Source organism: Candidatus Hydrogenedentota bacterium, assembly GCA_019637335.1.
Taxonomy (GTDB): Bacteria; Hydrogenedentota; Hydrogenedentia; order Hydrogenedentales; family JAEUWI01; genus JAEUWI01.
In genome coordinates this window covers 80,375-94,280 of sequence record JAHBVV010000008.1, presented here as the reverse complement: position 1 = coordinate 94,280, position 13,906 = coordinate 80,375, and the positions used below count along the sequence as shown (strand labels likewise).

At 65.4% G+C, this 13,906-nt stretch carries 7 protein-coding genes; 2 read left to right on the top strand and 5 right to left on the bottom strand.

Translation table 11 applies throughout. The features are described from left to right. Nucleotides 1-215: 215 nt before the first annotated feature. From KF886_11205 to KF886_11190, 4 genes are all read right to left on the bottom strand, one after another. On the bottom strand, nt 216-2,579 hold the full coding sequence (locus KF886_11205) for a response regulator (protein ID MBX3177921.1): 2,364 nt from the start codon (nt 2,577-2,579) through the stop codon (nt 216-218). Continuing rightward, nucleotides 2,576-3,154, bottom strand: a complete 579-nt coding sequence (locus KF886_11200) for a hypothetical protein (protein MBX3177920.1) — start codon at nt 3,152-3,154, stop codon at nt 2,576-2,578. Before KF886_11200 ends, KF886_11205 begins: the two co-directional genes overlap by 4 nt. Nucleotides 3,155-3,600: 446 nt before the next feature. Further along, the gene (locus tag KF886_11195; GenBank protein MBX3177919.1) at nt 3,601-5,052 is read right to left on the bottom strand and encodes a DUF1501 domain-containing protein; all 1,452 of its coding nucleotides are present in this window, start codon (nt 5,050-5,052) and stop codon (nt 3,601-3,603) included. Nucleotides 5,053-5,057: 5 nt separating this feature from the next. Beyond that, entirely contained in the window at nt 5,058-8,621 is a 3,564-nt protein-coding gene (locus KF886_11190; protein ID MBX3177918.1) for a DUF1549 domain-containing protein, read from the bottom strand. Nucleotides 8,622-8,837: 216 nt separating this feature from the next. On the opposite strand from KF886_11190, the gene KF886_11185 reads away from it, so the two are divergent. Continuing rightward, nucleotides 8,838-9,785: an ABC transporter substrate-binding protein gene (locus tag KF886_11185; GenBank protein ID MBX3177917.1), complete on the top strand. Its 948-nt coding sequence runs from the start codon at nt 8,838-8,840 to the stop codon at nt 9,783-9,785. Nucleotide 9,786: 1 nt separating this feature from the next. Further along, nucleotides 9,787-13,230 (top strand): PAS domain S-box protein, encoded by a 3,444-nt coding sequence (locus KF886_11180; GenBank protein ID MBX3177916.1) that lies wholly within the window; start codon nt 9,787-9,789, stop codon nt 13,228-13,230. A 315-nt stretch (nt 13,231-13,545) separates the two neighbouring features. On the opposite strand, the gene KF886_11175 is transcribed toward KF886_11180, so the two are convergent. Further along, entirely contained in the window at nt 13,546-13,848 is a 303-nt protein-coding gene (locus KF886_11175) for a winged helix-turn-helix transcriptional regulator (protein ID MBX3177915.1), read from the bottom strand. Nucleotides 13,849-13,906 lie beyond the last annotated feature (58 nt).

Here is a 13,906-nt window from a genome sequence, read left to right as displayed (position 1 = left end):
CCGGGCGCCCTGTTCGGCGGACGTATTACGAGCGCCAGATACCAGCCTGATTCCGGCTCACGCGAGTATTTCGTTGCGCACCACGCCGTGGACATCGGTGAGGCGGAAGTTGCGGCCCTGGTATTTATAGGTCCGCCGCTCGTGGTCGAGACCCCACGATAGAGACCAAGCGTTCGGTAGCCTCTACCGAGTGCGAGAGCGCCTTGCGGATCGGCTCATGCGCCAGCTTCCGGTAGCAGCCGGTCCATGAGATCACGAAGCGTATCGAGCCGGAGCGGCTTGCTCAGATAATCGTCCATGCCTGCGTCGATGCAGCGTTCACGAGTCCCGTGAACCGCGTGCGCCGTGAGCGCAACAATCGGGCGCGATTCATACTCCTTAAGCTCGCGGATGGCGCGCGTAGCTTCGAATCCGTCCATCTCGGGCATTTCACAATCCATGAGCACCAAGTCGTAACAATGGCGGGCGCATGCCTCGACCGCGGTCGCGCCGCCACATGCCACATCGACCCGGAACCCCAGCTTGTCCAGCATTTTCGCGCCCACTTTCTGATTGACGATATTGTCGTCCACAAGAAGCACGTGCCGCATCGCCGCGCGCTCAGCCTCGCTAACGGAATGCTGGGTGATAATGGCCGCCGGAGTATTCGGCGCGGGCGGGGCATTGATGAGCATGCCGCGGATGCACTCGAGCAGGCGCCGCTCCTTTACCGGCTTGTTCAGGTACGCGGAAAAACCAGCCGCTTCCGCGCGGTTTGCGTAGCCACGTGCGCTCACGGACGTTAGCAACAACATCCGGAGCGGCGTGTCTCCGGCCGCCTCCAGGAGCAGCGGGCCCAATTGCAGGCCGTCCATGTCCGGCATTTGGAAATCGACGATGGCCAGGTCGAAGGGCTCGCCGCGCAGCCGCGCCGCCTTTACGGCCGCGATCGCCGCGTCTGGTGTGCTGGCGACATGCGGGAGCATGCCCATCCGGCGCACCTGCATATCGATGAGCAGGCGGTTGGTGTCGTTGTCGTCCACCGCGATCACGCGCTTCCCCGCGATGTCGCAGTGTGGCAATTCAACACTCGTGTGCGCGCGCGATGCCACCGGGAAGCGCGCGGTAAACCAGAACTCCGACCCATTGCCCGCCTCGGAAATCACGCCAATATCACCATCCATCCGCGCGGCGAGTTCCTTGCAAATCGCCAGCCCGAGCCCCGTGCCCCCGTAATGCCGGGTCGTTGAGGCATCCGCCTGCGAAAAGCGCTCGAAGATTAGAGCAGACTTGTCCTGAGGAATTCCGGTTCCGGTGTCTTCGACCGAGATGCGCAACCGGATCTCCCCCCCGGACTCCTCCAGGATCTTTGTCCGCAATAAAATCTCTCCCTGGGCGGTAAACTTTAACGCATTTGAGAGCAGGTTGAGGATCACCTGCCGGAGCCGGCCCGGATCGCCCGTCACGCGGTGCCCCAGTGGCTCGCAGAACATACATATCAGTTCGATCCCCTTCGCCGAACAGGCCTCGGACACGAGATCGGCACAATCCTCCACTGTCGTCCGGACATCGAAATCGATCATCTCGAAATCCAGCTTTCCAGATTCTATCTTCGAAAAATCGAGTATGTCGTTGATAATGCCCAGAAGCCGTTCGCCGCTGCGCTGGATGATACCGGCGAACTCCCGCTGTTCCGCATCCAGCCGCGTTTCTCCCAACAGCTCCGTCATGCCGATTATGCCATTCATCGGCGTCCGGATTTCGTGGCTCATCGTCGCGAGAAAATCCGATTTGGCCCGGTTCGCGGCCCCGGCCTCCTCGGCCAGCTCCTCGGCGCGGCGCGTAGTCTCGACAAGGCGCTCGTTCTGCCGCTCGAGGTCCGCCTGCGCGTCACGCAATAGTCTGCGCTCAGCTTCCAATTCGCGCGTGCGCGCGCGCACCTCCAATTCGATCATCGCATTGGTCTGCTCTAGATGGGCGCGGTGCCGGGCATCCGCCCGCATATCCAGACGGCCCCGAACACACTGCCAAACAAGAAAAACATCCTCGAACACGACCCACCCGGCATGTTCGAGCCATCGCCATTGCGGCGCCGTGAGCACGCCGAAAATCGATTGCGGCCAGAAATAGTTTCGCGCCGCGTGGTCTACCGTTACTATCGCGGACGCCGTAATCAACACCCGCCAGTCCCGGTACATCGCCAGGAACGCAAGTGACCCGAAGACGTGAAAATGGGTTTCGATCCGGCCGCCGCTGAGGTGGATAAGCAATGCCCCCATCAGCATCTGACCGGTCGCGATAGTGTGACGCGTGAGTGTGGCGCCGGGCCGCCGAAGCGCATACCACACCGGGACCAACGTTACGAGGCCGCCCAGAAAAACCGCCGCAAAAACATGCGGGTGTACACGGCTATCGGCGCCGCCCCAAGTCAGCGGCGTCAAGAAGACGGCGGCGGCAATCGCCGCTGCCCATTGTAGGGGCATCAATAAGACAAAGGCGCCGTCCACGCGCCGGCAGAGTTCGATGTGTGCGCGGGCATTCAGCTCGATGGCCCTGGTCTCGATCGTCTCCTCGGTCGTACGCGTTATAGGGGAACTCATCGCCGTCGCGCTCCGTCCCCCGGCCCGCCAACCCCCAAGAGCGGACATCCAAAGACCGGCGTGGCATCACGCCGCGGCACGGCTCCCACGGCAAGGTCGTGCAGCGCCAGGCTACCGAGGCTGTCGCCGCCATGCCCGCGGGACGCGGTGAGACCGCCCGCGAAGAGCCGCGCGCCATCGGGCGCGAAAGCCAGCAGCGTCCCCGATCGTTCCGCCCCGAACAGCTGCGCCACGCCGCCGCCACGATCAATGGTAACGGCCACCTCGGGGAGCTGCGCTGCGGCGTCGAGATTGCGCCCGCGCTCCCAACCTTCGCCGACATCGTCCGGCAATACAATCACTACATGGGGCCGGAACGCGCCCGCAAACCGGCTCAAAACGCGATCCAATTGTGCGATGCCCGCGGCGGTGCAGGGGCATCGCGGGTGAATGAAGTACACCAGCGTGGGACGGTCCGAACCGAGTGGGATGGCCTCATTGAGCCGCCATTTCACCGCGCCGATCGGCGGAGGGCCACCGCTGAAGTCGTAGGCGCCCAGGCTGGCAAATCCCAATGCGGCGGCAGCGAACCACAATACAAAACCAGTCCACCCCAGCGGGCCCAGTACCGCTCGGGGGTCCGGAAGCGTACGGACGCCGATGGGAAACGGCCGCCGGGGCCGACCTGTCACATGCCTGGGTGCGCTGTCCATTTGCCAGTCAGTTCATTGGCGGCGCCGCCCAGCCAAGTTGCGGGCGCGCTACCGCGGGGCCACTGCGTCGAACACTGCCGGAGGGGAAACGCCTCCCAGCATCCGCCATAGTACACGCCCGTTAGCGGCCCGTCAACCCCGCTTCCGCAGCCCGCCGTGCGAACAGATCGCGGAGTCAAGCGGTATCTGGCTAAACCGGCGTTCCAGGGCTATTCCATGCCGTTGGACGCCAGGCCTCCGCGAAAACGGGCTATCCGTGCGTCTCCGGCCGCGCCTGAGCGGGCGCTTCGGCTTGAAGGCCGTCTCTACCGCCACGAACCCATTCCGGCTCACACGAGTATTTCGTTGCGCACCACGCCGTGAACATCGGTGAGGCGGAAGTTCCGGCCCTGGTATTTGTAGGTCAGCCGCTCGTGGTTGAGGCCGAGCTGGTGGAGGATGGTGGCCTGAAGATCGTGCACGTGGAAGGGGTCGCGTACGACGTTGTAGGAGAAGTCGTCGGTTTCGCCGAGGGTCATGCCGGGCTTGATGCCGCCGCCCGCCAGGAAGATGGTGAAGTTCTTGGGGTGGTGATCGCGGCCGTAGTCGGACTCGGTGAGCGTGCCCTGGCTGTAGATGGTGCGCCCGAATTCACCGCCCCAGATGACGAGGGTGTCGTCGAGCATGCCGCGCTGTTTGAGGTCGCGGATGAGTGCGGCGGAGGGCTGGTCGACGTCGCGGGATTGTGCGGGCAGCTCTTTGGGCAGGGTGGAGTGCTGGTCCCAGCCCATGTGGTAGAGCTGGATGAAGCGGACGCCGCGCTCGGCCAGGCGCCGTGCGAGGAGGCAGTTGGCGGCGTAGGTTCCGCGGGTGCGGGCGTCCGGGCCGTACATTTCGAAGGTGCTTTCCGGCTCGTCGGAGAGGTCGGTGAGATCGGGCACGGAGGTTTGCATGCGGTAGGCGAGCTCGTATTGTTCGATGCGCGTGACGATCTCGGGGTCCTGGTAGGCGGCGTGCTGCTGCTGGTTGATGGCGGCGATGTCGTCGAGCATTTTCCGGCGGAGCGACTTGTCGACGCCGGGCGGGTCGGTGAGATAGAGCACCGGGTCGCCCTCGCCGCGGAACTTGATGCCCTGGTAGACGGTGGGGAGAAACCCGCTGCCCCAGAGGCGATCGTAGAGCGGCTGGCAACTGGGGCGTCCGGAGCCGCGGGAGCTGAGAGCGACGAATGCGGGGAGGTCGCGGTTGGCGGCGCCGAGGCCATAGGTGACCCAGGCGCCCATGCTCGGGCGGCCCGCCAGCTGGAAGCCGGTCTGGAAGAAGGTCATCGCCGGGTCGTGGTTGATGGCCTCGGTGTGCATCGTCTTGATGTAGCAGAGTTCGTCGGAGATCGACGCGATGTGCGGCATGATCTCGGAGACCCAGGCGCCGCTTTCGCCGTGCTGTTTGAACTTGAAGACGGTGGGGGCTATTGGGAAGCGGGCCTGTCCGGACGTCATTCCGGTGAGGCGCTGCCCCATCCGCACGGAGTCCGGCAGGTCCTTGTCGAAGTAGGCCGCCATCTGCGGCTTGTAGTCGAAGAGGTCGAGCTGGGAGGGCGCGCCGGACTGGAAAAGGTAGATGACGCGCTTCGCCTTTGGCGCGAAATGGGGCGCGCGCGGCGCGAGGGGGTGGTCCGGCGTGGCCGCGAAGAGATCGGGGTTGACGAGTGAGGCCAGCGCGGCGGCGCCGATGCCGGTGGCGCATCGCCCGAAGAACTGGCGGCGGTTGATGTGGAGTTTTTGTTCGAGTATCGGGTTCATACTGCTTATTCCCGGTTAACGAATTGGTCGAGGTTGAGCATGACGGAGGCCAGGGCGGTGTAGGCCGCGAGTTCGGCTTCCGGAATGTTGGTGTCGTAGTCGGATGCGCCGACGCCAAGGAGCGCCTGGGCCTCCTCCGGCCGCGCGGCGAAGTGGGTCTGGTAGTCGCTGAGGCCGCCAATCAGGATTTCCCGCTTTTCGGCTTCCGGATCGGCGGCGAGGGCCAGCCGGAACCCGTGGCGCACGCGGTCCGCCGCGCGATCGCCCCCCTCGCGGATCATGCGCTGGGCAAGGTGGCGCGCCGCCTCCACGAACGCGGGGTCGTTCATAAGCGCGAGCGCCTGCATCGGGGTGTTGGTGGCCGGCTTGTGCATGGAGCACTGCTCGCGGTCCGGCTTGTCGAAGATCTGCATGCGCGGCGGGGCGATGGTGCGTTTCCAGTAGGTGTAGAGGCCGCGGCGGTAGAGGTTCGGGCCGGTGTCCTCGCGGTAGAAATTGGTGTCGAACTCGTCCATGTTCTGGAAGGAGAGGGACGACCACATGCCATCGGGCTGGTAGGGGTAGACGGAGGGCCCGCCGATGGCGGGATGGAGCAGGCCGCTCGCGGCGAGCGCTTGATCGCGGATCATCTCGCCCGGCAGGCGGAATCGCGGGGCGCGGCCGAGGAGGATGTTCTCGGGGTCTTTCTGGCGGTGCTCCTCGGGCTGCACCGACTGCTGGCGGTACGTGGCGCTCATGACGATGTACTTCTGCATGGCCTTGACGTCCCAGCCGGTTTCGATGAAGCGCAGGGCGAGCCAGTCCAGCAATTCGGGGTGGCTCGGCGCGACGCCCTGGGTGCCGAAGTCTTCCGGGGTGGTCACGAGGCCCTTGCCGAAATACATCTGCCAGTAGTGATTGACGCGGACGCGCGCGGTGAGCGGGTGATCCGGGTCGACCAGCCATTGCGCGAATCCGAGGCGATTCTTCGGAAGTTCGGGGTCCATTTCGCCGAGGCGCTCGGGGACGCCGGGGAAGAGCTTCTCGGTGGTGTCGGGCGCGTCGTAGACGCCGCGCTTGAGCAGGAAGGTGTCCCGCTTCTCCGGCATGTCCTCCATGATCATGGTCGTGGCGATGGTGCCTTCCAGATCCCGGCGCTCCTGGAGCAGGGAATCGAGTTCATGGCGGGATGCGCGCCAGGCGGGGTCCTGCCCGCGAAAAGCCAGCGCCAGCCGATCGCGCGCGGGGTCGTCCCGCTGTTCGGGCGGGGTCTCCAGCGTCTTCATGGTCGCCAGGAGGGCTTTGCCCGAATCATCGATCGACTTGAAATAAAAGCTCGTGGCGCCGCCGTAGTTGGCGATTTTGAGCAGTAGCTCGTGCTTTCCGGCGGGCAGGAGCAGCTCGATGCGGTCCTGATCCGGGGCCGTGGTGCGGCCTTCATTGACCACCAGCTTCTCTTCCCCATTGAGCCAGAGTTTGAGGGCGTCGTTGCTGCCCAGCGATAGGGTGACCTGCTGCGGGATGGCGGATTCGATGGTCCGGTGCAAGAACTGCGCGCCCTGATTGCTGCGGGTGAGCTGGTGGACCTGGCCGTCGATCCATTCGGGCTGCTCGGTCCAGCGCAGATCGCCATCGCCATAGGCGGCCTCCGGATCGAAGCCCTCTTCCGGCGGCAGCGGCATGTGAATCAACTCCTTCACATCGGTTGCTTCCAGCGGGAAGGGGCCGATGTGGCGCCAGGGGCCGTAGACGGGACGCGCCCAGGCGCTGATTTCCGGCGAGGCGGAAAAGCGCAGCCGGAAACGCCCGAAGGCGTGCTGCTCGTAGGACGACGTGTGTTTCAGGCGGACCGTGACCCAGTCGCCGGCCTGGATGGCGGGCGCTTCGCCCGTGACGAAGATGGCGGTGCGGTCTTCGCGGCGCGCGTGGGAGCCCGTGGCCCAGCCGGTCTCCTCCTGGCCATCTATGGCGAACTGGACGCGGTAGTCGTCGCGGTCCTGGTGGAAATCGGCCAGGGCGTCGGCGAGCGGGAGCTTCTCGCGCTGATCGGGCGCGTCCGCGGGGGCGCGCTCGACTTCGAATTCCGAGAGCACCACGTTGCCGTTGGGCGAACGGCCCGGTCCCGTTTCCGGCAGCGCGGGATCCAGCAGGGCGTCCAGGCGGAAGGCGCGGATCGGGCCGGTCGCCTGGAAGGAGATCTCGTAGGACTCGCGCGCGGGATTGGGGCCGCTCGCGAGGAATAGCCCGTCCGCGTTACGTTCGAGCACGGTCCCGTTTTCGGTTGCGAGCGCCGCTTCACCCGGTTCGGTCCAGGCGAGGGTGTTAAAGGTATCGGAGAGTTCGGTCTCCCACTGGCGCTGGAGCGCGTCGAGCCGCTCGTCGGGCCCGGCGAGCGCTTTTTCCGCGGCGGCGATCTTGTCGTCCAGCGCCGCGACCTTCGCCTTTTCTTCTTCCGTGGGGACGGCGATGAAGGGGCGATCATTGCCGCGTTCGCGGCCCTTGCCCTCCTCCGGGACCTGGTTGAAGAAGGCGTAGAGTTCGTAGAACTCTTTCTGGGAGAAGGGGTCGAATTTGTGATCGTGGCATCGGGCGCAGCCCATGGTCAGGCCCATGAAGGCGGTGCTGGTGGTGTCCACGCGGTCGACCACATATTCCACGGCGTATTCTTCGGGAATAATGCCGCCCTCGCCATTGATCCGGTGGTTTCGGTTAAACCCCGTGGCCACTTTTTGCGCCAGCGTGGCGTTGGGCAGGAGGTCGCCCGCGAGCTGCTCGATGGTGAACTGGTCGTAGGGCATGTTGTCATTGAAGGCCTGAATGACCCAGTCGCGCCAGGCCCACATGAAGCGCTTGGTGTCGCGCTGGTATCCGTTGGTGTCGGCGTAGCGGGAAGCGTCGAGCCAGGGGAAGGCCATGCGTTCGCCGTAGTGCGGCGACGCGAGCAGGCGGTCGACGAGACTTTCGTAGGCGCCGTCGCCGGTATCGGCCAGGAAGGCGTCCACCTCGGCGGGGGTGGGGGGAAGTCCGGTGAGATCGAGGGTGACGCGGCGAATGAGGGTTTCCCGGTCGGCCTCGGGGCTTGGCGCGAGGCCGGCGGCTTCCAGGCGTGCGAGGATGAAGCGATCGATCTCGTTCTTGGGCCACGCGCTGTTGCTGACCGGGGGGAGCTCCGGGCGGACGGGTTTTTCGAAGGCCCAGTGGCCCGCCCACGGGGCGCCCTCCGCAATCCAGCGGGTGAGGAGGTCAATGTCCGCGGGGGAGAGCTCAAGATTCGCGTCCGCGGGCGGCATGCGCTTTTCCGGGTCGGCGTGGGTGATCCGCGCCAGAAAGGCGCCCGCGCTTGTGTCTCCGGGCACGATAACCGGATCGCCGCCGCGCGTCTGGCCAAACAGCCCTTCGCGCGTGTCGAAGCGGAGGTCCCTTTTCCGGCTGTTGGCGTCGGGGCCGTGGCACGCGAAGCACTTGTCCGAGATCAGCGGGCGGATATCGCGGTTGAAATCGATGGGCGCGCCGGCGGGGACGGCGCATGTTCCGGCCGCCGCCGATAAAATCAAGGCCACGCGTACGGGCGAATTGCTCAGGTAAGACACAACGAAAGACTCCTGCAAGCGCGCAACTGCGACCGCTACCTGCCCGCCAGTGTAAAGTATAGCCAACGCGTCCGGCAAGCTTTTGGGCCGCCCGTTGACTACCTGTGCGCCAATGCCCCAAAATGAGGGGGGTCACCGCAACCGGCGCGACCGCTCGATACCCGTGCGGATGGTGCGCGTGGGGGGAAAGGCTGGCGCAATGCACAGAACTCCGCTATGAAGGCAAATCGACTCGCCGCGATGTGCGGGCTGCTGCTTGCCGCCCTCTTGCCGGCGGGCGCCCCGGCGCGGGAGCCCCTTCGCCTGGGAACCAATGTCTGGCCGGGCTACGAGCCGCTTTACCTGGCCCGCGATCGCGGCTATCTGGATCCCGCGCGGGTGAAACTGGTGGAGTTTCGCTCCGCGACGCAGGTGATGCACGCGCTGGAAACCGGGGCCATCGATGGCGGCGCCCTGACCCTCGACGAAGTGCTCACCGTGACCGGACGCGGCGTCCCCTTGACGCTCGTCATGGCCCTCGACATTTCCGCGGGCGCCGATTGCATCATCGTGCAACCGGAGCTCGCTGGCATGGCGGACCTGCGCGGGCGGCGGATCGCGGTGGAGAATACCGCCCTGGGCGCCTATGTGTTGCTCCGCGCGCTGGAGCAGGCGGGCCTGCCGGTGGAGGAAATTGAGGCCGTACGGATGGATGTGTCTCGGCATGTCCGCAGTTTCGAATCCGGCGAAATCGCGGCGTCCGTCTGTTTCGATCCGACCCGCTCTAAACTGCTCGCGCTGGGGGGGAAAGAAGTGTTTACAAGCAACGACATCCCGGGTGAAATCGTCGATCTCATCGCAATCCGGAACGATGCGCTGGACAGGCGCCGGGACGCGCTCCGGCATATCGGCGCCGCATGGGACGCCGCGCTCGCCTACATAGCCGACGAGCCGGAAAACGCCTACTCGATGCTCGGCCGCCGCATGGGGCTCGATCTGGACGGCGCGCGGAGCGCCTACAGCAGGCTGAACCTGCTGGATCTGCGCGCCAGCGTCCAATTGCTGACTTCCGAGGCGTTCCGCCTGGAAACGATGGTCCGGGTCCGGCGCTTCATGGTGGACCGTGGACTCATCGCGCATCCCCTGGATCCCGCCATCGACGCCGTCCTCCCGGAGACCGGGTGAAATGGGCGGCCGATGGATTGTCCATGTGCCGTGGCTTGCCGCCGTGGTCGTGGTCCTGGCGCTCGTGAGCGTGCAGGGCCTCGTGTTGCAGCCGCGCCAGGTCGAGAGCGCCCGGGAGGCGGCCGCCGACTCGCTGCGCGGGCAGCTGACCCGCGATATCGTGTTCATCCAATCGCAGGTGCTCCTCGGAGCCGTGGAGGCCATACGAGATTTCGTGTCCGCGAGCGCGGCGGTCCCGGGGCTCGAGCGCATGACCCTGGTCGACCCGCGCGGCATCGTGCTCGCCTCCTCGGACATCGCCCTCGAAGGCCAGTCCATCGAGCAGGCCGGCCAGGCCGAACTTGCGGGTCTGACCGGCCAGCTCAACGCGTCGTTCGCGCCGCGGATCGAACGCGCCCCCTATTCGGACCGGGTCGACATCGCGGCCAGCATATCCTTCAACGAAGAGGGACCCTTCCTCCGCGGCCTGCACTACGGCATTCTACACCAGCGCTTCACCCTGGAACCCGCCGTGCGCCCGGTGGTGGCCTCCTCGCGCAACTTCATGCTCGTCTCCTCGATACTCGTCCTGCTCCTGGCCATCCCGATCCAGTGGTTCGTCTACCGCCGGATCACGCGGCGGCTCCAGCACCTGGCCAATGACGTCGAGCGCTTCCGGGACGGCGAGAGACAAGGCCTTTTCGACGATCCGCTGCTCGACGATATCGGGCGGGTTTCGTCGCTGCTCCGGGAGTCGGTCCGCGGCCTGGTGGAACGCGAGGAGGTGGCCCAGCGCCTCGAGCTTGCGCTGGATTCGGCCGGCGCGGGCGTCTGGGAGTGGCGCCGGGAAGGAAACGCCATCTATGCGAACGCGCAGTATTTTACGATGTTCGAGGACGAGCCGACCGAGGCCCCACAAGACACGCGCGCGATGATCAGCCGGGTTCACCCCGATGACCAGGCGCAAGTGCGCGCAAAAATTCGGGCGCTCAACACACCCGGCAACGACCGCTACGAAGCGGAATTCCGGATGTGCGGCAAGGACGGCGGCCCGTACCGCTGGGTAAGGAGCACCGGGCGCGTGGTGGAGCGCGACGCCGAGGGCAACCCCGCCCGGATCCTCGGCCAGCGCGTCGACATCAGCGAGGCGAGGGCGCTGCAGGCGCGCGAGGCGGATCTGGCGCGCATTGTCGATGAATCCCGCAATGAAGTCTATGTCTTCTCCGCCGACGACTACTGCTTTCTGGAAGTCAACCGCGCGGCGTGCGAGAACCTCGGGTATACGCGGGACGAATTGCTGCGCATGACGCCCTTCAACCTGCTGGAATCGCCCGGCGCTCCGGAACTGGAGCGCCTGTTCCAGCCGTTGCGCCGTGGGGCGGCCGCCGTCGTTCGGGCGGAGGGTGGACACCGGCGGAAGGACGGCAGCGTCTATCCGGTGGAGGCCTTTCTCCAGTCGCACCACTTCCGCGAGGAACAGGCCTTTGTCGCGATTGTCCTCGATATTACGGAGCGGAAAGCCCAGCAGGCGGCCCTCCGGGCCAGCGAGGAGCGCGCGCGCGCGCAGGAAACGAGATACCGGACCCTGGTCGAGTCCACATCCGCAATCCTCTGGGAGGCCGACGCGGTTACGTTTCAGTTCACCTTCGTCAACCGCGAGGCGGAGGCGGTGCTGGGCTATCCCGCCTCCCAGTGGATCGAGGAACACGACTTCTGGCCAAACCACATCCACCCCGAGGACCGGGACTGGGTCGTGCGGACGTGCCAGCTCCACACGGAGCGCGGCGAAGCGCATACCTTCGAATACCGGATGCTTCGCTCCGACGGGCGCGCCGTGTGGCTCCGGGATATCGTGAACGTCATTTCGGACGCCGGCCAGCCCGCGCGGCTCGTCGGCGTAATGATCGATATTACGCGTGAAAAGCGGGACGAAGAGCGCTTCCAGGCGGCGTTTGAGAACATTCCAATCGGCAATATCATCATTGATGGCGACGGGCGGATCAGGCTGGCCAACTCCGCCGTGCAGGAGATGTTTGGCTACACGGCGGAAGAAATGATCGGCCAGAATGTCTCGGTGCTGATGCAGGAGCCGCACAGAGGCCGGCACGACGGCTATTTGCGGCGCTATTTGCAGACAGGCGAAGCGCGCGTAATCGGGATCACTCGCGAAGAGACCGGCGTGCACAAGTCGGGCCGGGAAATACCGATCCGCGTGGCCGTCGGCCGGATGGGCCCGCCCGAGGCGCCGAGTTTTGTGGGCAGTATCATCGACCTGACCCAGATCAAGAGCCTGGAGAGCAAACTGGCGCACTCCCAGCGCCTGGAGGCCATCGGCCAGCTTGCGGGCGGCGTGGCGCACGACTTCAACAACCTGCTCCAGGTGATCAACGGCTTCACGGAAATCCTCCGCGCGACCCTGCCGGAGGACAGCCCGCACCAGGGCGAACTGGAGCAGATCGCCATGGCCGGCGATCGCGCGGCGGCGCTCACGACACAGCTGCTCGCCTTCAGCCGGCGGCAGGTGATGCAACCGGCGAACGTGGACCTCAACGAGGTGATCGGCCGCCTCGGCAGCATGCTGCGCCGACTCATCGGAGAGCACATTCATTTCGAGATGATGCTGAGCCCCCACCTCGCCCGGGTATACGCCGATCCCGCCATGATCGAGCAGGTGCTGGTGAACCTGTGTGTGAACGCGCGGGACGCCATGCCGGAAGGCGGATCGCTCATCATCGAGACCGAAAATGTCATGCTGACCGAATCGTACTGCGAGGATCACCTCTGGGCGAGCCCGGGGCGCTACGTGCTCATCAGCGTCACCGATACCGGCTGCGGTATCCCGAGGGACAAGCTGGAAAGCGTGTTCGAGCCCTTCTACACCACCAAGCCGGCGCACAAGGGAACCGGGCTGGGACTTTCGATGGTCTACGGCATTGTCCGCCAGCACGATGGCATCGTAAACGTATACAGCGAGGTGGGCAAGGGCACAACATTCAAGGTCTATCTGCCACAGTCCGAGCGGAAGGCCGAGGATGTCGGCACGAAGATCCAGGGCGTCACGCCGCTGGGGAACGAGACCATACTCGTCGTGGAGGACGACGATTCGGTGCGCTCGCTCACGCGGATCATCCTGGAGCGCGCCGGCTACACCGTGCGGGAGGCCGGCGACGGGCGCAGCGCGGTCGATCGCTTCCGCGAGGATCCCGATGGGGTCGATCTGGTGCTGCTCGACGTCGTCATGCCCGGCATGGGCGGGCGCGACGCCTTCAACGCGATGTCGGCGATCCGGCCCGGACTGAAGGCCCTGTTCGCGAGCGGGTACAGCGAGAACGCGATCCACACAAACTTCGTGCTCGACAAGGGCCTCGCCCTGCTGAAAAAGCCCTACTCGCGAGACGAATTGCTGCGCGAGGTCCGCCGGGCGCTCGACGGGGACGGAGGAGATGGCGCGGACCGTCCGGGCTGATGCCGGAAAAGCGGGCGATCCGCTATTGCGGGCGCTTGCCGCACCGCTTGGGGGGCTGTCGGTTTAACGTGTGCGGTGAGCGCAGTTCCTACAATTCTGTACTGACGCCCTATGGCGTCATTCCCGCGAAAGCGGGAATCCAGTGGAATTCGGAAGTTTGTTCGTTCGCATCGCTGGATCCCCGCGTTCGCGGGGATGGCGGATCTGCCCATTCCTTCTATAGTGGAGCGTGAGTCAAGTAATCCGACAGCCCCTTGCGTCGGGAAGGAACGCCCAGCCATTCGGGGCCGCACACGCAAGCCGGATCGGTGTCCTCTACCGCGCGTCAAATGAAATGCTGCAACAGCCCAGGTTGATCGAGTCCCGCGCCCGCGCATCCGCGAACACCTGCTCCGCAAGACGGTAGCGCACCGCTTTCCCATCCCGCTCGGACTCCACCAGGCCCGCATCCCGCAGCACGCGCAAATGGTGTGAAAGCAGGCTCTGCTCCAGGTGCAGCACCGCGTTGATCTCGCTCACCTGCTGCGGCCCCGACATCAGCCGCCGCACCACCGCAAGCCGCGTGTCGTCCGCAAGCACCTTTAGAATCGCCGCGCAGTTGTCCGCGCCCGTTGCCATGTCGTCGCTCCAGATACTCCTGTTCGTCGCGCTATATGCTAGCACAAACGCGCGCCGA